Below are 21473 nucleotides of genomic sequence, written 5' to 3'. Positions count from 1 at the left end.
ATCCAGCAAGCCCACTGCCGTCACGCTCGCTAAGATTGATTGCAGAGGTGACTCAATGATCGCGGACACCCTTCCGTCAGTTGAAACCGCTCTACGCTGGAGATCCCTGCTCTTCGTACCCACTCACGTACCGCGCTTTGTGGAGACGGCCCATGAGCGGGGTGCGGATGGCATCATACTCGACCTCGAGGGTTCCGTTCCCCAGGATCAGAAGGGAGAAGCACGGCGGCAGCTCCCTGAATCGGTGGCAAAGGTGGGCCGCAAGGGCGCATCTGTTTTGGTCCGCGTGAATCGTGGGTTGCGGGCGTTGGTGGCGGATCTCCATGCAGCTGTGGTGGCAGGTGTTGATGCGCTTGTCCTTCCGAAGACGGATTCGGCGGAGTGGGTATTAGAGATCGCGAATGCCGTATTGGAACTTGAAAGAGAAAGAAATCTTGTCCAGGGACGCATCCGTTTCCTTGCCCAAATCGAGACACCAGCAGCACTGCAAAAGCTCGCGGTCATAGCCTCGGCTCATCCCAGGATGGTTGCAATGGCGCTTGGCCCTGAAGACTTCAGTGCCTCTGTTGGCGGCACGCCGGAGTTCGACCTTCTCTTGACGCCGAACCTTTCCGTTCTGTTTGCCGCCCGTGCGGCCGGATTGCTCCCTCTGGGCTTTGTTGGAAGCATCGGCGAGGTTTCAGACACTGATAAACTTCGTGAAGCCGCGGCGCATGCGCGGCGCCTTGGCTTTGCCGGAGCTTTGGCAATCCATCCGACACAGGTCACCATATTCAATGAGGCCTTCTCTCCGAGCGCACAGGAAAGCAAGTGGGCCCGTGATGTCATCGCGGCAGAGAACGATGCGGCCGCCGCGGGCTGTCTGCATTCTCGTTGAATGGCAAGATGATTGATCCGCCGGTGGTTCGGCGCGCCCACGACACTCTGGCTCTCGCGGGTAGCAACTGACCTATCTGCGATCAATGAGACCGCGCATCTTTCCCGGTGTGTGGAATAGGCAAGTATTGCTTGCCGGCTATCTAGTTTCGAGATAATAGGATGGGACTAGGAAAGTGCCTCAGTTGGTTTAAACCGTGGATATCAGGCAGTTAAAATACTTCGTCGGCGTCGTGGAGGCCGGCAGTTTTACGAAGGCCGCTGCGCTCCTTCACGTTGCTCAAAGCGCTTTAAGCCTGCATGTACGTCAACTGGAGGAAGGGTTCGGAACCCAGCTGCTTGTTCGCGATAGGACGGGTGTCAGCGTGACCGCGTCGGGAAACAGGCTGCTTGAGCGCGCACGGGTCATCCTAAGGGAAATTCAGCTCACTGAAGCGGAACTGACCAACTCGGTGGCTGCTCCTTCCGGAGAAGTGACCATTGGCATCCCGTCCGGCGCCGCTCGCGTGCTTAGTGGTCCGCTGCTTGAATCGGTAAGAAGCGAACTTCCGAGGATCTCGCTTAAGATGATCGAGGGCATGACGGGACCGCTGGAAGAGTGGATGGCTGCTGGCCGCTTCAATCTGGCAGTCCTGTATCGCACTGCCGAGAGCGTGGGGAAAATGACGGTGCTGGCCCGCGAAGAGTTTTACCTGGTGGTGCCGCCGGGTGAACCGCCCTTCGAAAATTCGATACAGCTTGCCGACCTGCACGCGTTTCCCCTGGCGGTTCCGATGCGCAATAACAACGTTAGGCGTTCGGTGGCTGATGTCGTTGCGCAACACGGTTGTGTGCTCGACGTAAGATTCGAAGTCGACTCCCTTTCAACAATCATCAATATGGTCATGGAAGGAAAGGCCTATTCTATCCTTACGCCGTCGGCCATTCAGAAAGAGGCGTCTCAAGGCCGCGTCCGGACAGTGAAGATCATTGATCCGGTGATCACCCGGTCCGTTGTCCTTGCCGTTAATCCGAAAGATGAGCGCTCTCCAGCCGTCTCTGCCATCCGCAACCTGATCCCCAGGGTCGTCAGGACATTGATCGAGAGCGGACACTGGTCAGCCACGGCTCCGGAACGGGTTTAGGCCATTTTTTCAAACCAAGCTCTTCCAGTGCTATCGCCGCGGTTCTTCGGGTTGCCTGATCTCTATCTGTATTCGAGATGGTTTTGGTCGACATTCCATATTTGACCGGCCGGACCATCGCGATGAAACTGCAGGGAAGCGAGCGGATGGTCGGATATCGGCTGGTATCGCACTGAATTCAGCCAAGCGGAGCACGCTATGTCCCACGCCACGAGCTATGAGCTCTTTATCAACGGCAAATGGCGAGCCGCTAACAACAGAGCCACGTTGCCCGTTATTAACCCGGCGACGGAGAAGGTATTTGGCTCGGTGGCCTCGGCGACGGTCTCGGATCTGGATGAGGCCCTCGCTTCGGCCGAGCGCAGCCGCAAGGCCTGGTCCTCGCGGCCTGTAAAAGAGCGCGGCGAGATCCTTGTGGCAGCCGCCAGGATCCTTGCCACAAAGGCAGGAGACGCAGCAAAGGATCTATCGGCTGAACAGGGAAAGACGATTGGAGAGGCGACCGGTGAGTACGCGCGCGCTGTCGAAACGCTGGAGTGGAACGGCACCCACGCCGAAAAGCTGTCGGCCCCGATTCCGTTGGGCCGTAACAGGATGATCGTCCCGGAGCCCCTCGGTGTCGTTGCTGCCTTCACGCCTTGGAACTATCCCGCCGTTCTCATCGCCCGCAAGCTCGCCCCTGCGCTGGCAGCAGGCTGTCCGGTCATTCTTAAAGGTGCGGAAGAGACGCCGAGCGCCGCCGTTCATATCGTAGAAGCCTTGCGCCATGCGGGTGTCCCGGACGGCGTGGTCAATCTCGTTTTCGGTGTACCGGTGCATATTTCCCGCCATCTCCTCAGTTCCTCAATCGTGAAGGTCTTGACTTTCACGGGCTCCACGGCAGTCGGAAAACAGCTGGCCTCGCTCGCCGCGAATAATTTGCAGCGCTGCGTCCTTGAACTCGGTGGACACTCCCCCGTCGTTGTGTGCGCGGATGCGGACCTCGCACAGGCGGTCCCCGCCATATCGGAATACAAGTTCGAATGCGCGGGCCAGAGCTGCAACGCGCCGAGCAGGATTCTCGTCGCGCGGAATCTCTATCAGGAATTCCTATCCCGAATGACGGAAGCCGCCCGTAAAATCAAGATCGGTCCACCGGACGACCCGGCGACCGAGATGGGCCCCATGGCGAACGCGCGGCGAATTGAAGCCATGCAGCGTCTGATCCAGGATGCGGTCGATCGCGGCGCCCGCATTGAGACTGGTGGCACCCGCCTCGACCTGCCCGGTTTTTACTGGCCGCCAACCATCCTGACAGGGGTGCCAAAAGATGCCAAAGTGCTTCATGACGAGCCGTTCGGACCGATCCTCACCGTGGCGCCGTTCGACACGATGGAGGAGGCGATCGAAGAAGCTAACGCCACTGAGTATGGCTTGGCCGCCTACTTCTTCACCGACGCCGCCAATGCGAAACGGGCGCTGATCGATGGTCTTTCGGCGGGCGCTGTCAGCGTGAATTACCTGAAGGGGGTTTCGGCAGATGCGCCGTATGGAGGCATTAAACAGAGCGGCTATGGATACGAAGGGGGTGAGCAAGGGGTGCGGAGCTTCCAAAGCCTGAAAATGGTTAATGGCCTCGGCTCATTTGGATGAGATCCGGTGGGAAATAGATCGCGGATCATCGCTGGCAAGGACATCACAAGGAGCGTTGCAGACGCTCTTCAGTATATCTCATACTACCATCCTCCAGATTATGTCCGGTCTCTTTCGCAGGCATATGCGCGCGAACAGAGCCCGTCGGCGAAGAATGCTATCGGGCAGATTTTGCTGAACTCGCGCATGGCGGGCTTCGGACGGCGCCCGATCTGCCAGGACACCGGTCTTGTGGTGGTCTTTGCAAAGGTCGGCATGGGGGTCCGCATTAAATCAGCGGCGAGTTTCGCCGACCTCGTGAATAGGGGCGTTCGCCAAGCATATCTCGACCCGGACAATCCCCTCCGACCATCGATCGTCTCGGATCCGCTTGGCCGACGGGTGAACACTCGTGACAACACGCCGGCAGTCGTCCACGTGGACCTCGTGCCTGGTAACCAGATTGAAATCACCATCGCAGCCAAAGGGGGCGGGTCCGAAAACAAGGCGCGTTTCACCACCCTTAATCCTAGCGCGTCCGTTGCCGACTGGGTGGTTGACACCGTTTCGACCCTTGGCAGCGGATGGTGCCCACCCGGCCTTATCTCGGTCGGCATCGGCGGCAGCGCTGAAAAGGCCATGCTGCTGGCCAAGGAGGCCATGAACGAACCCATCGATATGTTGGAACTGACAGCCAAAGGGCCATCAAGCGCGGAGGAGGCACTACGGATTGAGCTTTATGAGCGAATCAATGGGCTTGGCATCGGCGCTCAGGGCCTGGGCGGCCTGACAACAGTCGTGGACGTCAAGGTTGCAACCTATCCTACGCACGCCGCGTCGAAGCCAGTCGCGCTCATTCCACAATGCGCCGCCAACCGGCACCTGACGTTTACATTGGACGGCACAGGGCCGGTCCAGCTCCAGCCGCCTGACCTTTCTGAATGGCCACAGATCGGAAATGAAGAATTGCACACTGCTGAGGTCAGGCGGGTCAACCTCGATGCGCTCACAAAGGAAGAGACGGCATCATGGCGTTGCGGGGAAACCCTTCTTCTGTCCGGAAAGATGCTGACCGGCCGGGACACCGCCCACAAGCGAATGGTCGATTTGATCGATGCCGGCGAGCAGCTTCCCGTAGATCTGCGGGGTCGCGTGATCTACTACGTCGGACCCGTCCGCGCGGTGAGGGATGAGGTTGTCGGGCCGGCTGGCCCAACAACCTCGAGCCGAATGGACAGTTTTACTGAAAAGATGCTCGCCGAGACGGGGACATATGCGATGGTCGGCAAGGCCGAGAGGGGTCCGGCGGCCATCGAGTCAATTGTGAGACACAGAACGCCCTATCTCATCGCAGTGGGCGGTGCTGCGTACCTGATTTCAAAATCGATCAAGACCGCGCGGATCGTGGCCTTTGAAGACCTGGGCATGGAAGCCATCTATGAATTCGAGGTGCAGGACATGCCAGTCATCATGGCTGTCGATGTTGAAGGAAACTCTATTCACAATTCCGGGCCAATCGAGTGGCGTAAGCGCATGGCCGCCGATACTATCGCCCGCAACATCGGCGTTTGATTATTCCCGTTAGGCCAATTAGTCCTGTGTCGGCTACGCATAGACCATCAAAGGGCAGCGAGAAGCTTTGTTTTTGTATCGGGCAAGCTGTGCGCATGGGCTTATGCCTACACCAGCTGCTGGCACGACCGGACCATGGATGCAATTGGCGGCAGACCCTCGTCAGACTAAACGTAAAGCCATACTCAGCCCGGCAACCCCATGAAGTCGAAAGTCAACACAGTTCGCCTGGACGCTTGGGACCTTCGGATCCTCGCGGAGCTTCAGACAGACGGTCGGATATCGAAGAGCGAATTGGCGAAGCGCGTTCACCTCTCCGCGTCGGCTTGCTCGGAGCGGCTCCGCATACTCGAAACAGCAGGGATTATCGAAGGCTATTGCGCGCGGCTGAGTCCATCCCTCACCGGGGGCGTGATTTTCGTAATGGTGGAGGTCGTTCTGGATCGTCACCGCCTCGAAGACCAAAGACACTTTGAGACGGCAATTCAAGGCATCTCCGAAATTTTGGACTGCTGGGCGATCGGGGGCCGGGTAGATTACCTGATGCGCGTTGCAGCTCCTTCTATGGCTGCCTACCAGGAATTCATGGAGGGTTTGTTACAGGTTGGACTCGGGATCGATCAATATTACAGCCTCATAGTGACGAAATCCGTAAAATCCAATTCGCCCATTCCCTTGTCCGCGCCAAGACAACGCTGAGTTGTCCGTGTTTTCCACGGAGATTGACGCAACTTCCGTGATTTCATCGGCCGCGGACGTACATTGCCGTGGAACGTGAAGTGTGTCCGTCGGTATAGTAGCTCTCGACGAGCGGGGACTGAGTGTTCTCCGCCGGGCAATAAACGGGAGAGCGACAATGAGCCTGACCAATCTGGGAACCAAGCAAGTCCAAGAAAAGGATCGGAGCTTCGTCTTTCATCCGTCCACGCACTTGGCAAAACACAGCCGCGGCGAGACGCCAAACCGGATCATGGCCGGAGCGGAAGGCGTCTACATCTGGGATACTGAAGGCCGAAAGAGCCTCGACGGTTTCGGTGGGCTCTACTGCGTCAACATGGGATATGGATGCACGGAGATTGCTGACGCCATTGCCAAGCAAGCGCACGACTTACCGTTCGCTCATGTCTATGCCAGCCAAGGCACGGAGCCCGTTGCCCGCTTAGCGGAGGCCGTGGTGGAATATTTCGGGCAGAACATGCAAAGAGTTTATTTTGGCCTCTCCGGTTCGGACGCCAACGAGACCAATATCAAGCTCGTCTGGTATTATAACAACGTTCTCGGGCGTCCCGAAAAGAAGAAGATCATTTCGCGACATCGCGGTTATCACGGTTCCGGCCTGGTCACTGGAAGCCTGACAGGTCTTCCGTTTTTTCATAAGTTTTTCGACCTGCCTTTGAATCTGGTACGCCACACAACGACCCCACATTACTATCGGCAGGCGCATGAGGGCGAAACCGAAGAAGCCTTTTCCAAACGCTGCGCCGACGAACTCGAGGCCCTTGTTCTTGCCGAGGGTCCGGAAACTGTTGCGGCCTTTATCGGAGAACCGGCACTTGGGACTGGCGGCATCGTTCCGCCCCCAAGGGGGTACTGGGCGGCTATTCAAGAGGTGCTGGATAGGCATGATATCCTGCTGATCGCCGATGAAGTCGTTTGTGGCTTCGCGCGAACCGGCGAGAAATTCGGCTCGCACCTCTATGGGATGCGCCCGGATTTCGTCACCATCGCCAAGGGCGTTAGTTCCGCCTACCTCCCAATTTCCGGGTCAATCATTGGCGACCGCGTCTGGTCTGTCCTGGAAGAAGGAACCGAGAAGAATGGACCTCTCGGCCATGGCTGGACATATTCAGGGCATACGCTTTGCGCGGCGGCCGCACTTGCCAACATTCAAGTACTCAAGGAAAGAAAGATCCTGGAGCATGTCCAGGATGTCGGGCCGTATTGGCTTTCCCGCATGAAAGCCGAATTGGAGGGACATCCCATTGTCGGCGAAGTTCGCGGCGTTGGAATCCTGTCAGCAGTAGAGCTGATGCGGGATCCCAAGGCGCGCGTACCGTTCGAGCCCGAGCTGCAGGTCGGCGCGCGTGCCGCCGCTGCTCTGCTTGAAAACGGTGTTATCGGCCGCGCCATGCCGCATGGCGATATCCTCGGCTTTGCACCGCCACTGATCATCACCCGGGCCGAAATCGACATCATCGTCGATGCGACGGCGAAGTCAGTTGACACGACGTACCGCGCCTTGAAGGCGGAAGGCGCCGTATAATCTTCGTGAGCGCCAAACGACTTGTTTTGCTGCTGTCGTCCGGTCCTCCCATTTGACCGCTGGCGTTGCGCGGCGAGCCCTGCCGGTGTACCTCCCCGCCGGCAGGGAGTATTTCTGAGACGTAGCAGGTCCACCATCGCGCCAGTGAATTTATTTTGAAGAGAACAATATCATCCAAAGAGACGCTTGTGATGCCGAGCACCTGGACTTGCTGCCGCCTGCAAGCAAGTTGCCGAAGACCCAAGGAACGTTCTGACAAGGGCAGACATGCAATCTGTCTTCGAAAGATTTTTGGAACAGCTTTCGGAAGGCGTCGATGAGGTCGATTTCCACAACGCCTTGGCCTATGTGAGCTCACAACTCGACCTGCTCGCTTTCGCCTATCTCTCGCTGCCGCCGCGGCCAGGTGGCAAGCCCACGCTGATCTCCAACTATCCGGCGCCCTGGACTGCGCGCTATCTTGTACCAGAGCATCGATCCCTTCGTCGTGCGTGCCCGCTTCGGCGGATGCTCGTTTCGATGGGACCCTGCACTGGATGTTGAGCCATCGGTAGCTGAGCAGAGGGTCTTTGACGAAGCGGCGCAATTCGGCATCTGCTGTGGTTTGACGATCCCCATCATCGATCTCCGAGGCAATTTTGCTGCAATGACCTTTGCCGGGGACAAGCGCGATGCTGCATTTATCCGCGCCGCGGAACGCTATGAAGACGATCTCCCTTACGTTGCGACCCGTTTTCACATGTTCGTTCGACGAAAACTGTCGGCTGACCGGATCGTTGACGGTGTGCGTTTGACGGCACGCGAATACGAGTGCGCGCAATGGGCAGCATGTGGCAAGACGGCCTGGGAGATCGGCTGCATTCTTGGGATCACGCGCCGCACGGCCGCGTTTCATCTCGATAACGCAGAAGCCAATTGGTTGCGCGTCTCACCAATTCGAAATCCTCGCCTCACTGACATTCTCACCCTGTGCAACTGGACAGGCTGCGCAAGCGTCGAGCTTCGCCTCCACTGCCGGGGAAAGTTTCCCCAACGAGGAGGCCTTGATGATCCAACTGATTGCACCAGACAGCTACGAGGACTTTGCCGACGACCTGCATTCCATGCATCGCCTGCGTTACCGGGTGTTCAAAGTGAGGCTCGACTGGCAGGTGAAAGGAAATGGCGGCTATGAGATTGATTCATTTGACGCGTTCAGACCGCACTACCTGTTGCTGCGGGGTTTCGAGGGTCGGCTGGACGGTTGCGTGCGCCTTTTGCCCACGACGGGCGCGACGATGCTTCGCGACACCTTTCCCATACTGTTGGAAGGAAAGACGGCGCCTGAGCATCCGAACGCATGGGAAAGCAGCCGCTTCGCGCTCGATATTGGTTCGTCGGCACCGAAGGGAGCGGGTGGCATTGCAATCGCCACCTACGAACTCTTCGCCGGCATGATCGAGTTAGGTCTCTCGCGCCAGCTCAGTCATATTGTAACGGTCACCGACTTGCGCATGGAGCGCATCCTTCGTCGCGCCGGCTGGCCGCTTGAGCGGATTGGAGAGCCGCACACCATTGGCGTCACCCGCGCGCTAGCCGGTTTAGAAGTGTCGGATAAGATGCTCCAGGCGGTGCGGCAAACGGTGGCATTGGCGGTCCGGTGCTGTGGGCGCCGGTGCTTCGCCGGGTAGCATGATCACGCGGCGGGGAGCACAGTCATGCCCATATCTGTCGCGCCAGATGCCGATCAGGAGTGGCAGGATCGCTGCTCCTATGGCTGCACTGCTCAATTGACGTCGAATGGCTGGGCCTGGGAGTTCTTGCGTCGCAATCCGGCATTCCGGCGTGATCTGGCCGCTGCCCTCTAGCAGGCCAATACACTGTCTCGCGGAGCCCTTATTGACGTGATCGCTTCGGCCGGCGATCTTTCGCGCTGCGGTGTTTTGTTTCGCCCAGTCTTACGCACGAACTGCGGTCGTGTTCTGGTGTCCGCGCCGGTGCGCAAATGTATAGCCGGTCGTCGCGAAACAGCCCTCTGTATCGCCAACCGCGTCGCCGTTCGACCTGACGGCATGGTCATGCCGAGCAACAGTTCTACTGGGATCCTATGAGCATCAGCACGTCCATCTTCGCAAGGCGGAGCATACCCTCCAGCTCGCAGTTTCCGGAGCGGATATCCTGCGGCCCGCTTGCCTGCGTGCTGAGCTGGCCCGCGCATTCGCTTGTGGGCGCTCGAATGCCTCAATACCCTTTGTCTCGATGGAGAAATGTCCGGCCGCTTGGTTCCGCCTGAAAGAGTCTTATTTCTTCGCTCGACGCTCGAGCATCCCACCGCGACATTGCTGAAGCGCTGATCGGCGAAGGGCGCGTCCGGGCCAATGGAAGGATCCTGGCGATCATTAGCGCGATGGAAATCCGCAGCGCTGGCGTTCGTGGCCGCGCGCTGATGAATGGCGGGACCGGGACTTCCTCGTCTAAAATGGCGTCGCGACTCCCTTTGCAGTTCAGCCTTCGAACAGTTGCCTGCAACCGGTATGTCACCATCCAATTAGCGCGGTCGATATGGCTGCGGACTGCCTTGCGGGCGCGGACTGGTTCAAGGATCGGGTCGATGCCGAGAACGAGATTGGCCATTTCTTCGACGCTGAGATTGTCGGCGCAGGCGTCGCGGATGCACAGGTAAATGGTGCGATGTTGCCTGTCGTAGCTCGTGATGCTATCTGACCAGGGGGACTTCGTCGCACAGAGTTGAGCTTCGGGTCTCATCTGTTCCCGTTGATCGATTCATGGCTGCTGCGAACCTCGCCAGTTAACCGCTAACCCAAGCAATATATGCCAAAATGGGATAATTCGAAACGAGATTAGTCGCTGAGCCGGTCTTTCCTTGACCGGTTCCCCTAATGCCCAGATCTCTTCGGTCCCCCGCCACCAGCGGTTTCTGGCCCAGCTAATATCGCTGCGCAAGGCAAAAGGCCTGACCCAGGAGCAGGTGGCCGAAAAGCTTGGCCGTACGCAATCCTTCGTGGCCAAGTACGAGGGCGGAGAGCGCCGTCTCGATGTCATTGAGTTTCTCCATGTAACTGCGGTGTTTGACGCTGACCCGTGCGATATTCTGTCCAGCCTCGTCATAGTAGGCGCCTGCGCGCCTTAAGACGCGCCGAGTGGTCATGAAGAGCCCTTTTCTTCGGCAGGCTCAGGCGGTCTCGGCCATCCCGCTCGTCCCTGACGTGGGGCAGCCTTACTGAAACACGGGGCGCCCGACGGACCTTACTTCGTGCTGGAGCATCCGCAGTCGCCGCGCGCCCTTCGGCGAATGGCCCAGTCCGAGTGGAATGATCCTCGCGATCACATGCGCGACCGCATCCGCCGCCTCTTGTAACAGCGCGACCGCGTGGGCGCTCCGGGTCCCTCTTCGTCCCGGCCCTCGGATGCGGTCCGCCTTCTACGGCGGGCCTTCCCGGTCGCTTTCGCCGCCCACCCCGCCTCTGGCCTGATTCCGGGGGGAGGGCGTGATTGGCGTGCGGAGGACTAGACAATGCGTGCAAATAACAAGCGTTCCGGCAGCCGAGAGGCTGGCGCGGGCAAGGGCGGGCCTCAGCCGCCAGCATCTCAGGAGATCACAAACCGCATCATTGCCGAACTCGAGCGCGGCACCGTTCCCGTGGGGGGCAAGCCCATGCGAAGAATGTCGCTTGGCGGCCAACCGCAGGCTCTGTCTGAACGCCCATCTTGCGTCTAGATCGTTAGCATATGCAAACTGAATTTGACGTAGGCTGCGCGGCCATCAATCCTCACGAACACCCCGCAGATAGGCGTCCCAATTTTGTAAAAGGGCTTGAACGCCTACGCCGCAAATGCGGTAGCAGCATGCAAGACTGAAATTTTGAGCGAGCTTATGATAGAACCTGAATTCCCTGCACCTCTCGACAACGTTCAGGCACTTCGAGGTGATGCGGTCGATCGAGCACACTCGAACTCACGGACGGCAGTACCTCGAGGGCCTCGCTTCCGATCCGCGCGAACTCCGGCCGGGATGAGGGTTTCGCCGGACCGGCCGACCACGTTTGAGCGCAGAGACAAGGCTGCCGACACGATGCGCTCACATTAATTGACATGAACAGCGGCACCTCCCGCTTCGAAGAGGCGCTGTTCACATCGACGGTCGTGGTGCTGCATCGCGGGCGGATTGTCTGTAAGCGTTGAGCCGCACCTGACACATACGTCCTGATCCGTCACGAAGTCTTACGCCGGCGCGATACGACGCGGACGTGAAGAGAGCTAGTCTTAGCCGTCCGCAGGAATGAGCAGACCGTATTCCGTTATTTGCAGAGGCCGTCTTGGCGGATTTACGAATCTTCTGGTACTCCGCGACGCAAGTCCGACGTTTGCAGCCTGACGTTGTGTTATGTCTTTGCTGTTTAGAGGACGACGTGCCTTCTACCGTCGCGGGAACAGTGCTGAATTCGGGGCGGTAAATTGAGTCTTTGGTATCTGGATTATAATGGGGATGCTTGGGAAGGCATTTGCAACGTTCTCCTCGGCACGAAATACGGGACGGATTATCAGCCCATCGGCGACAAGGGTGGCGATCTAGGATTGGACGGGCTCAATCTACGAGCCGGTACGGCATACCAGGCGTACGGGCAGGAGCCTGAAAACAAGGATCCAGTATCCGGCGTTCGCAAAAAGATCGGAACTGACCTCAAAAAGCTGCAACTGAACGAAAGCGAAATAGCCGCGATCATTGGTAGTAAGAAGCTTCGGAACTGGGCCCTGCTCCTTAACAAGGAAATTCCCCACAACGACCTGCATCGATACGCAAAGCAAAAAGAGACAGAGGTCAGATCCTGGGGCCTTTCCATCATAGATCCGGACTTTCAAGTATCCATTCAGACACCATCGTTTCTTGAGACGGAATGGCTGGAGTATCAAAAACGGCGCGACGACAGGATAGAAGTCACGGTTGAGGATCAGCCCGTCGCCGCGCTCGTCGTTTTGCGACAAAATGAAAATTTTAAGCTCGTCTATGAAAAGTTCCGTGTCATTACGGACAATGATGAGGAGGCTGAGCAACTTGCCTATTTCGAATTGAAAAACTTTCTGGAAAATTCGATTCAGCTCAGCGAAATCCAACGCCGAGAACCTGACTTCTTCAGCCAAATTGAGGAAATTCGTTCAGACATCGAAAATGATGCCGAGCAGGGCAGCATCGCGGTCGGCTCCTGGAACTCATTCTCCCACGTTAAAACGACGCTCGAGGCCCGTCTCAACGCTGTCGTAGGCAGCCGTCTCGGCACCAAGACGCTGAGCAGGATCAGGAAGTATACGATTGCAGACTGGCTGGTTCGCTGCCCTTTGAGGTTTAAGAGGAAAAGGTCGCTGCAGTGAACCCTGCCGAAAAGATCGAAATCGAGTTCACCCAGCGACCCGTCGATGTGCCCGCCGACCTAAGGCTCTATCGGCGGCTAGCCATGGTCTGCATCTCCGTGTCGGAATGCTGCCGCGCCGGCTCCGCATCGTTCAAGCAGCTTCATTTTATCAATTCGCTATTCATAAACGAGGATTTCCGAGGTCCGTACATGGAGTTCAGATCAGTTAGATTTTCGCCAAGGATCCTTGCGCCGTCTGCCGACCCCTACCTGAACCGATGTGTGAACTATGCCATGGGAGCGGGTCTCCTCGATCAGAAGGACGTTCAGCGTGGCTTTAGGGTGGAACTGACCGATAAGGGAACGGACTTTGTGAAAAGCCTCAGGAGCCAACAACTGGCGCTGGACGTATTTGCACTGGCCAGGGAAGTAGGCAGGATCTCTGAGAACGAAGTTCAGACCGTCATGAGGGAGGGCATCTAAATGCATCTCAGATATAGTCGAGTACGCCTCGAGGCGAAGCTTTTTAACGGTAAGCTCGCCTCATGCGAGGTCGAACTTCGTCCCGGCGCAAACCTCATCCTGACGGACAGCAACACACAAGGCAAAAGCACGCTCGTCAACGCTCTCGCGGTCGGGCTAGGATTAGACGATCTCGTGAAAGGCAATGTTGCCGCTCTGGTAAAGGACACATTGAGGGGCGCACAAGGGGATCAAAGGATTGTCGAAGCGGCAATTCTCCTCGAGATTGCCAACGCTTCTAATGAACTCTTGACCATCCGTCGATCCGTCAAACCGGAATTGTCACGCGGGATGCTGGTTCGGCGCGGGCCGCTCAGCCAATGGAGCGAGGCCGGATTGGAGGAATATTATTTGGGGTCAGGATCTTACACGGACACTAGAGGTTTCCACCGTTTGCTCTCCGAGTTCATCGGCTTCCCGGAGGTTCAAGTTATCTCTCAAGACGACGGCGTGATGCGGCTTTACCTGGAATACATATTCTCCGCGATTTTCATCGAACAAAAGCGCGGATGGGCGGATATCATGGCGAACATGCCTTATTATCGGGTCCGTGATCCCAAGAAGTCCACCATCGCCGAACTTCTGGGACTCGACTACATCAGGAACAATCTGCAACGGAATGCCCTTAGGCTGGACGAGCAACGGCTGAAGGCGCGCTACGACACCGGAATCGCCATTCTTAAACGTCACGTAAACGGCAGACAGTTTTCAATTAAGGGTATTCCCTCGGACATCGGCGTAGGTTCATTCAGCCCGCAGATATTCAGAGTGACGGAGGGAGAAAAACAGCAATCCCTGGCAGATTTGCTGTCAGCCGCTGAGGCAGATCTCGCCAGCAAAATCGCACTAGCCGATCTTACGCCTCCAGATCCTAGCCTGCAAAGTCGGATAGACGAGATCTCAAAAAGGATCACAGCGCTGGTCACCAGGAAGAGCGAGCTCGACAACGCGATAGCGGCCATTCGCGGCAACGTTCGTCGTTATCAGCAGCGTCTGGAGGTGCTCGCACGGGACCTGCAAAAGAACAAGGAGGAGCTGAAAATCCGCCGGTTGTTCAATCGGGACGAATGGGCGATTACAAGTGCGTGCCCGGTTTGCGAGCAGTCGATCGATGGCACGCTACTGTCGCAGATGCGCAGCTTTCCGACCATGTCAATCGATGAAAATGTCGAATACATTACCGACCAACGAAACCTCTTGCAGGACATCATTAGCGTCGAGATCGCCAGGCGTGAGCGTCACCAGGTCGAATCAGAGCAGCTTGGAAACGAAATCAGTATTGCTCTGACCCAGCAGTCGGAAATCCAAAAAAGCCTGGCTGGTGCAATTCCATCGGAACTAATGGCGCGTGCCCGCGACATCGCGCGAATAGAGAGCGCGATAGGGAGCTATCGCGATCTGCTCGACCAGACTAGCAGCGAGCTTGCCGCTCTTCTGAACATTTGGAACGAGTATCTTGACGTTGCTGGAAAGCTTTCGAAACTGAGGAGTGACCTGAGCGCTGACGACCAAAGCCTTTTACGGCAATTCCAAAGAACGTTCAGAGATTATCTCGGGCGCCTAGGTTTCAATTCTTTCGAGATCGGCTCCATGGTGATCGATGAGGGCTCTTTCATGCCGAGAGTCATCGTAAACGATCGTGACCGGCGGGTTCGGGCCGATTTCGGGACCTCGGCTAGTGACTGGATCCGCATCATAACGGCCTTCGTGCTCGCCCTTCACGCCAGCCGTGATAACTCCCAGAAAAGCAACCATCCGAATCTGACTGTTTTTGACGAGCCTGCCCAGCAGAACATCGACCGACAAGATTACCTCAAGTTCTTCGATATCGTCGCTGACGTTTGCAGGAAGGGGGGGCAGGTTATCGTTGCCGCGACTGACAAGGATCACGCGGTTCGGGCGAGGGCACAAGGCCTTCACATGCACGTCATCGATTTCGGTTCAGAGTATATTCTGCGATAGAGCTTCATCGCCTCCTCGTGCCTTTTGCTAACGGCCCACAGTGCGCCAAGTATCATTCTGCGCAATATCCGCATCACGACGATTGCTGGTGTGGCGCTTCATCGACGAGGGGCTGCGGGCTACATAACTCCGAAACCGCAGTCGTTCAGCCGTTCATGGGGAGCCCGGGAGCGGCTGCCATATTCTCGACGATACCGCGTATCTGTGCCGCAGTAGGGTTCGGCTCGGCTTGTGAGCAAAAGCCTACCGCCCCCGATGCAAGGGCTAGCCTAACCCGTGTCGTTCATCCAAGGGCTCGGCATCACCGCCTAGGTCATTGGCGGCAAGCATTTCGGTGCAGGCGACGTTGGGGCCTTGCGGCGCGTGTGGGTCGCTGACTTGAGGTGATGTGAGCCCGGCGGCCCACCTCGTCGAGGTTAGTCACCGAAATAACGCGCTGACCGGTGGCGAGCGGACTGACCGAAGACGTATCCACATTCTGACTTCGCCGAAAGAATGATACGGGCCATCCCCGAGGTCGGCCGGATCGTTGCGCTCGACCCAGGCGTGAAAGATAACATCGCGAAACGAGGCTTTGGAGTCGAACCTCAGATCCACGACATTACGCCGACGACTCAACAGGGGTGTGAATAGATCGAGATGTAGTTCGCTGTTGGCCGGTGATGAACCTCGTTGTAGATGCTGCATCGTGAGATCGGAAGCTGTAAGTCCCAAGGAACTCGCCTGGTTCGATCGGGCCGATCCTATCGCCGTTCGGGCCGGATGATAGGTTGCCTGCCGTTCGTACCCAAGATCGCTCTCGTTTCCCAAGGCGTCTTTGATGCGCTCGCCGATCGGTTCCCATTCGAGTACGTGGTCCCGGCCTTGGAATGCGTGAACCGGGTTGGTTGGAGCGAAACGTAAGTCAACTAACGAACCCACGCATATTGGTAGGTATGACGAGGTTGAGAAATAGCTATGTTCTCTCACGGAGAACAAGTTGTGGAATGAGCCATTGAACCTCGTCCCCTAGAACCGCTTTGCCGATCCCACCGATGCGCTCCTTAGTGGGGATGCCGGTTATCAGAGGACGCGAAGTGGCGAAAGTATACTTGGATTTGGTCGAGGCCTCAATGGCACCTCCGTGAGGAGGAGGTTTGCGGCGAGAACAGTGGGCCTCGTAGCTGAGCGCTCGGTCAACACGCCGCCGACTTTCGTTGAAGTAATTGCTGGTGAATCGCGTCCGGAAGCTCAACGACTGCCCATCAGCTCCAAACTCGGGATTAAGAAGGTACACACGATGGTCGATAGGGTTTTTGATCGCAGTAACGCTCTCTATGTGAAGACAGTTCCCGGAAAAGGGCGTGGTTTATTCGCCAATATTAATTTTAAGATTGGAGATTTAATTGAGCGAGCTCCAACGTGGGAATTTGACGATCGACAAGCAAATGTCATAGATCTCACAGGAGTACTGCAATATTACTTCGTTCGTGGCGACAAAAATAAAAAAACTGGTCCTTTGGCGCGCTATGTTGTTTTTGGACTCGCGTCGTTGGTAAATCATTCTGTGAATCCTAATTCAGAAACGGTTTGGGCTGATGAAGAATCCGGCGCATGGGCCAGCCTTGTAGCAATTCGAGACATAAAGGCGGACGAGGAAATAACACAAACATACACGAACATCTCTGATTATCCGAAGACTATTAAGTTCGTTGAATGATGTGCGACAGCCAGAACGAAGAGGTCATATTTGGCAAACCCGGAAAAACATCCTTAAGTTACTTGTAAAAAAACACGAAGGGTCAACGTGGAGAATAGCATGTCAGACATTTTTGCCTATGACGAGAGTAGGGCTTCCACATATGAAAAATTTACCAGCTTATTAGGGAAAGTTGCGGAGGCAGACGAAACTGCTGCCCTCCTCGAGCAACTTTCCAGAGGAGGAGGGGCTCTTGAGCTCGGTATTGGCAATGGGCGCGTAGCGGTGCCGTTGAGCGAGCGGGGAGTCAGGGTCGAAGGCATCGATAATTCAGACAGCATGTTAAAACTTCTCGCCAAACGTACTGATGTGATCAAAGCCTGGAAGGGGGACATTTCCGATTTCAGCTCAGAACAACGCTACGATCTGGTCTATTGTGTTTATGGCACATTCACCCTGCTCTCCACGCGCGAAGAGCAAATAGCCTGCCTTAGATCGGCTGCGGAGGTGCTAACAGAGAAGGGGGTAGTGGTAATAGAAGTTCGTGTTCCACCCTTGGACGGTTTTGTCGGCGGCCAGAAAACTACTACGATGTACGTTGATCATGAGAATACCTTTGTCAATGCGGTACTCCATGACCCAGTAAACCAGAACTTGACTTCAACCATCCTCTGGTTCTCTGGTACATCCGTCAGACGTTTACCACAACGCGTTCGGTACGTTTATCACCAGGAGCTCGATACAATGGCCGAATGCGTTGGGCTGGAGCTGGCGGAGCGTTGGGGAGATTGGGCGAGGGGCGCGTTCACCAATGAATCCAAAGGTCACATCTCAGTTTACCGGCGAACCAGCTTGTAGTTGGTGACCTGCCTCTGAAGGTTCGTCTTATTGAGAGCCTCGGCGGTCAGCCGATGCCAATCTTTGGGCCGCCCTTGGCCGGACGCTGCCTGGGGCCATACCTCAACCTTGGGCCGGTACTTGCGCCGACTCACGTTCAAAAATGGCGCTGGCCGCGCGGTAAAGACTGCCCTGGTCTAAGTCCCCGCCATGCCCAGCGGCTACACCTATAACGGTTTGATCGATCCGTCCGGCCTGGGCATCATCGAAGAGACTTGGCCAAGTCCGACATGACGCCTACCCATGCTGGGCACCACGTGACCACTGGCTGGTCGACAAAACTGCCACGGGCACGCGGGCTAATTCACTCTGCTGTCTCAGTTGCCTCCTTTCTGTCACAGGGCCCGCGATTGCTGCTCAAAGCTCATCCCTCGCAAAGCCCTTATCTGGCGGCCTCATGTCGCCCCGAGACGACCGCGCTCTCGGTAAACGATACCTCTTGGCAACTTGGCGTCCGTTCGGCGAGTAGAGGAGTGACATGATAACAGTGCTTCTTGATCGCATTGAACGGGGAGGCCAGCATTTCGATTCGCCCGGAGATTACGCCCATCCCCTGCGTTCGCGCTCGAGCTGAATCCAGTCGAACCCGTGGCATCCGCACCAATTGGCTCGTGAACCGCGCCTTCGAGGTCCAGAAGGCCATTTATTAGGCGCGGCCTGCGAGCTCCGATACTTAGGATACGTTCGTGCATGCCGAACGGCTCCAATTGGTAAATCAAGCCCGCATCCGCTCGCCCTTCGGGTCATACATCGGTTCGAGGGAGACTTCCGCGGCATAGCACTCGCCGGCGATCTCAATCTCGTAAGAAGAGGAGAGCAGAGCTGCCTCGCTTTCGTCCTTGCACGGTATATAGCCAAGGCCGAGAGCTCCACCGAGCGTGTGCCCGTAGTCTCCGGAAGTAATCGTTCCGGCGATCCGACCGTCTCGGAAAACGACTTCGTTCTTATGAAGTAGAGGGGCAGGGTCTTTAAGTCGGAACTGAACCAACCGACGGTCGAGTCCCGCCTCAAGTTTTCTCAGCACCGCATCGCGGCCAATATATCCAGGCTTTGCCGTCTTGACAGCGAAGCCCAGCCCCGCTTCGAGCACGTGATACCCGGTGCCAACATCATCGGGGAGGTGCCGACATGCCTTCTCCATGCGGCACGAGCCGAGGGCATGGAGCCCACACAGCTTGAGTCCGACATCGGCACCCGCCGCCTCGATTACTTCGAACACATGCGCGGCTTGGTCAGTCGAAATGTAGATCTCCCAGCCCAGCTCGCCGACAGAGGCCACTCTATGGGCCCGCGCCAGACCCATCCCGATCTCAATCTCCTGCCAGGTGCTGTAAGGGTTGTTCTCGTTGGAGAAGTCATTCGGACTCACTCTGCCGAGCAGCTCGCGCGAATTCGGTCCCATCAGTGCCAGGATGCTTTCCGACGCCGACACATCGGCGATGACAACGAACTCGTCGCCCAGATGCCGTCTAAGCCAAGAGAGATTGGGTTGTAATGTGAGGGCTGAGACGACCAGCAGGAAAGCAGTCTCCGTGAGACGACTCACGGTCAGATCGCTCTCGATCCCGCCTCGCTCGTTCAGCATTTGCGTATAGACGATCCGGCCAACCGGCACATCGACATCATTGGAGCAAAGTCGCTGGAGGAAGGTGGTAGCGTCTCGGCCCTCCACTCGGATTTTTCCGAATGAAGTCAAGTCGAACATACCAACGCGTTCGCGTATCGCCAAGTGCTCTTCGCGCTGATTATCGAACCAGTTTTGGCGATACCAGGAGTATCGGTATTCACGCTCCTGGCCCTCCCTGGCAAACCAGTTGGCTCGCTCCCAGCCCACCATCTCGCCGAACACCGCCCCGCGTGCCTTGAGATGTTCATGAATTGGCGAGCGTCGAATGCCGCGTGCTGTTGTCATCTGACGAGCGGGGAAGTGGTCGCCAAACGAGAGTCCCACTACCTCCGAAACCCGCTCTCTCAAGTACAAACTGTTTTTCTGTAAGGACTCCATCCGACGGATATCCACGCCCGACAAGTCGAAGGGCGGCTCATCGTCATTCATCCACTGCGCCAGCGCCAAGCCCGCACCCCCTGAGGCAGCTATTCCTGTACTGTTGTAACCACATGCGACCCAATAGCCCCTAACGTCAGGAGCTTCGCCCAGGTGATATTGGTCGTCCGGAGTGAAGCTTTCCGGGCCGTTGAAGAAGGTACGAATACCGGCTGTTGCCAGCATCGGAACTCGCTTGAGAGCCTTCTCCACAATAGGTTCGAGATGCGCAAAGTCCTCGGACAACTGGTCGAAGCAGAAGCTTTCCGGGATGCCGTTCATCCCCCACGGCTTCGCCTTCGGTTCGACTGCCCCAAAGAGAATTTTCCCTGCATCCTCCTTGTAGTACGTATATTCGTCGAGAACTCGTAGGACCGGCAGTCGATTTAGCCCATCTATTGGCTCTGTAATCATGTAGAAATGTTCGCACGCATGCAATGGAACCGCGACGTCACTTCTGGCGCCGAATTCCCGTGCCCACATCCCCGCGCAGTTTACTACGTTATCTGTTTCAATTACCCCTCGCTCACCATCCTTCTCCCATGTCACGCCCGACACCCGTCCGTTCCTCGCCTGAACACCGGCTACCTTCACTCCCTCAAAGATTGCGGCGCCACGCTGGCGTGCGCCTTTGGCCAGCGCCATCGCGACGTTGCCTGGATCACATTGTCCATCATTAGGGAAATGAAGCGCAGCAGTGACATCAGACACATCGATATGAGGGTACATTCCCTCGAGTTCTCGCACAGAGATCTTTCGCGCCTCCACGCCGTAGGCGGGTGCGAGAGAGAGTTGCCTGTAGAGCTCGTGCTTGCGCTCTTGGGTAACTGCGATAGACAATGAGCCGACGCGGCGAAGTCCGGTTGCAATCCCTGTCTCTTCCTCCAGGCTCGAGTAGAGTTGCATTGAGTACTTGGTCAATTTCGTCATGTCGCTAGACCCGCGAAGCTCGCTGAGTAATCCGGCGGCGTGCCAGGTCGTGCCGCACGTAAGTTGCTTACGCTCGAGCAGGATCACGTCCGTCCATCCTAGCTTCACTAAGTGATATGCGACGGAGCACCCCGACACGCCCCCTCCGATTATGACGGCTCGTGCTTTGGAAGGCAGTGGCTTCATTTCCGATACCTCAACCCGGCAAAATTCTGGTGCGACTATCATTGTAAGCTCCTGTTCAGTTTCTTTTCGGCACCCTCGCCAGAGCCAGGGGAGCGCGCCGTCCAGTTGTTCGGGATGAATGGTGAGCCTGGCGAGACCACGAGGCCACCGCAGGTCTCTATCCCTTGTCGCCCTCGCGAAGAGTGCCCGGCCAGAGCCGCATGGCGGGCTGGCGGGCGATGGACCGCGGCCGTATGGCGCCAGGACCAGAATAGTCTGGTCGGGCATGTAACGGCGGAAAGCACCTGTCCTGATCCGATGGCGCGCGCTTGGTCGGGCGAACGCCATCGCAACTAAATTCTTTCCGATCCAAGTGCGGCTCTCTTCGGCGAATGAGTAGAAGGGATTGCTCTGGAAGTTGCGTTTGTGGTCACGAACTTTCCGGTATCGTCTAGCCGTAGCCAAGCTCGGGACGTTCGAC

At 56.9% G+C, this 21473-nt stretch carries 16 protein-coding genes and 1 pseudogene; 16 read left to right on the top strand and 1 reads right to left on the bottom strand.

Annotated elements, in window-relative coordinates; genetic code table 11:
• Positions 1-55 precede the first annotated feature (55 nt).
• The 16 genes and pseudogenes from NMG46_RS21525 (at position 56) to NMG46_RS21450 (ending at position 17814) form a co-directional block, all read left to right on the top strand.
• Complete coding sequence (locus NMG46_RS21525; protein WP_254819554.1) at positions 56-877, top strand: CoA ester lyase; 822 nt, start codon at positions 56-58, stop codon at positions 875-877.
• A 196-nt stretch (positions 878-1073) separates the two neighbouring features.
• Positions 1074-2000 (top strand): LysR family transcriptional regulator, encoded by a 927-nt coding sequence (locus NMG46_RS21520; RefSeq protein ID WP_254819553.1) that lies wholly within the window; start codon positions 1074-1076, stop codon positions 1998-2000.
• Between the two features lie 198 nt (positions 2001-2198).
• Positions 2199-3632, top strand: coding sequence for an NAD-dependent succinate-semialdehyde dehydrogenase (locus NMG46_RS21515; protein ID WP_254819552.1), 1434 nt, complete (start codon positions 2199-2201; stop codon positions 3630-3632).
• A gap of 6 nt (positions 3633-3638) precedes the next feature.
• Positions 3639-5183: a fumarate hydratase gene (locus tag NMG46_RS21510; RefSeq protein ID WP_127313399.1), complete on the top strand. Its 1545-nt coding sequence runs from the start codon at positions 3639-3641 to the stop codon at positions 5181-5183.
• A 201-nt stretch (positions 5184-5384) separates the two neighbouring features.
• Positions 5385-5882 carry an Lrp/AsnC family transcriptional regulator gene (locus tag NMG46_RS21505; protein ID WP_135929578.1) on the top strand — a complete coding sequence of 166 codons (498 nt, stop codon included), beginning with the start codon at positions 5385-5387 and terminating at the stop codon, positions 5880-5882.
• Positions 5883-6039: 157 nt separating this feature from the next.
• Positions 6040-7446, top strand: a complete 1407-nt coding sequence (locus tag NMG46_RS21500) for an aminotransferase (RefSeq protein ID WP_128284838.1) — start codon at positions 6040-6042, stop codon at positions 7444-7446.
• A gap of 487 nt (positions 7447-7933) precedes the next feature.
• Positions 7934-8620, top strand: coding sequence for a LuxR family transcriptional regulator (locus NMG46_RS21495; RefSeq protein ID WP_245467739.1), 687 nt, complete (start codon positions 7934-7936; stop codon positions 8618-8620).
• A pseudogene (locus NMG46_RS21490) lies at positions 8550-9121 on the top strand (acyl-homoserine-lactone synthase). Before NMG46_RS21495 ends, NMG46_RS21490 begins: the two are co-directional and overlap by 71 nt.
• A 22-nt stretch (positions 9122-9143) precedes the next feature.
• The gene (locus NMG46_RS21485; RefSeq protein WP_164897495.1) at positions 9144-9293 is read left to right on the top strand and encodes a DUF6499 domain-containing protein; all 150 of its coding nucleotides are present in this window, start codon (positions 9144-9146) and stop codon (positions 9291-9293) included.
• A gap of 694 nt (positions 9294-9987) precedes the next feature.
• Positions 9988-10149, top strand: coding sequence for a hypothetical protein (locus tag NMG46_RS29965; RefSeq protein WP_368389311.1), 162 nt, complete (start codon positions 9988-9990; stop codon positions 10147-10149).
• Between the two features lie 160 nt (positions 10150-10309).
• Entirely contained in the window at positions 10310-10576 is a 267-nt protein-coding gene (locus NMG46_RS21475; RefSeq protein WP_245467731.1) for a helix-turn-helix domain-containing protein, read from the top strand.
• A gap of 1325 nt (positions 10577-11901) precedes the next feature.
• Positions 11902-12813, top strand: a complete 912-nt coding sequence (locus tag NMG46_RS21470) for a hypothetical protein (protein WP_254819551.1) — start codon at positions 11902-11904, stop codon at positions 12811-12813.
• Positions 12810-13277: a hypothetical protein gene (locus tag NMG46_RS21465; RefSeq protein WP_091597927.1), complete on the top strand. Its 468-nt coding sequence runs from the start codon at positions 12810-12812 to the stop codon at positions 13275-13277. Before NMG46_RS21470 ends, NMG46_RS21465 begins: the two co-directional genes overlap by 4 nt.
• Positions 13278-15278 carry a hypothetical protein gene (locus NMG46_RS21460; protein WP_254819550.1) on the top strand — a complete coding sequence of 667 codons (2001 nt, stop codon included), beginning with the start codon at positions 13278-13280 and terminating at the stop codon, positions 15276-15278.
• 1150 nt (positions 15279-16428) lie between these two features.
• A complete protein-coding gene (locus NMG46_RS21455) occupies positions 16429-16977 on the top strand; it encodes an SET domain-containing protein-lysine N-methyltransferase (RefSeq protein ID WP_254819549.1) in 549 nt (182 codons plus the stop codon).
• Between the two features lie 99 nt (positions 16978-17076).
• Positions 17077-17814, top strand: coding sequence for a class I SAM-dependent methyltransferase (locus tag NMG46_RS21450; RefSeq protein ID WP_126057729.1), 738 nt, complete (start codon positions 17077-17079; stop codon positions 17812-17814).
• 754 nt (positions 17815-18568) lie between these two features.
• On the opposite strand, the gene NMG46_RS21445 is transcribed toward NMG46_RS21450, so the two are convergent.
• Positions 18569-21013, bottom strand: coding sequence for an FAD-dependent oxidoreductase (locus NMG46_RS21445; protein WP_254819601.1), 2445 nt, complete (start codon positions 21011-21013; stop codon positions 18569-18571).
• Positions 21014-21473: the final 460 nt, after the last annotated feature.

The sequence above is a fragment of the Mesorhizobium sp. LMG 17147 genome (assembly GCF_024297145.1).
Lineage (GTDB): Bacteria > Pseudomonadota > Alphaproteobacteria > Rhizobiales > Rhizobiaceae > Mesorhizobium.
This window is presented reverse-complemented; position numbering and strand designations above follow the sequence as displayed.

Excerpts from the sequence above, each read along its gene's own strand:
- NMG46_RS21450 (WP_126057729.1), top strand. The coding sequence starts at position 17,077 with ATGTCAGACATTTTTGCCTATGACGAGAGTAGGGCTTCCACATATGAA.
- NMG46_RS21525 (WP_254819554.1), top strand. The coding sequence starts at position 56 with ATGATCGCGGACACCCTTCCGTCAGTTGAAACCGCTCTACGCTGGAGA.
- NMG46_RS21460 (WP_254819550.1), top strand. The coding sequence starts at position 13,278 with ATGCATCTCAGATATAGTCGAGTACGCCTCGAGGCGAAGCTTTTTAAC.
- NMG46_RS21505 (WP_135929578.1), top strand. The coding sequence starts at position 5,385 with ATGAAGTCGAAAGTCAACACAGTTCGCCTGGACGCTTGGGACCTTCGG.
- NMG46_RS21500 (WP_128284838.1), top strand. The coding sequence starts at position 6,040 with ATGAGCCTGACCAATCTGGGAACCAAGCAAGTCCAAGAAAAGGATCGG.
- NMG46_RS29965 (WP_368389311.1), top strand. The coding sequence starts at position 9,988 with ATGGCTGCGGACTGCCTTGCGGGCGCGGACTGGTTCAAGGATCGGGTC.
- NMG46_RS21485 (WP_164897495.1), top strand. The coding sequence starts at position 9,144 with ATGCCCATATCTGTCGCGCCAGATGCCGATCAGGAGTGGCAGGATCGC.
- NMG46_RS21445 (WP_254819601.1), bottom strand. The coding sequence starts at position 21,013 with ATGAAGCCACTGCCTTCCAAAGCACGAGCCGTCATAATCGGAGGGGGC.
- NMG46_RS21515 (WP_254819552.1), top strand. The coding sequence starts at position 2,199 with ATGTCCCACGCCACGAGCTATGAGCTCTTTATCAACGGCAAATGGCGA.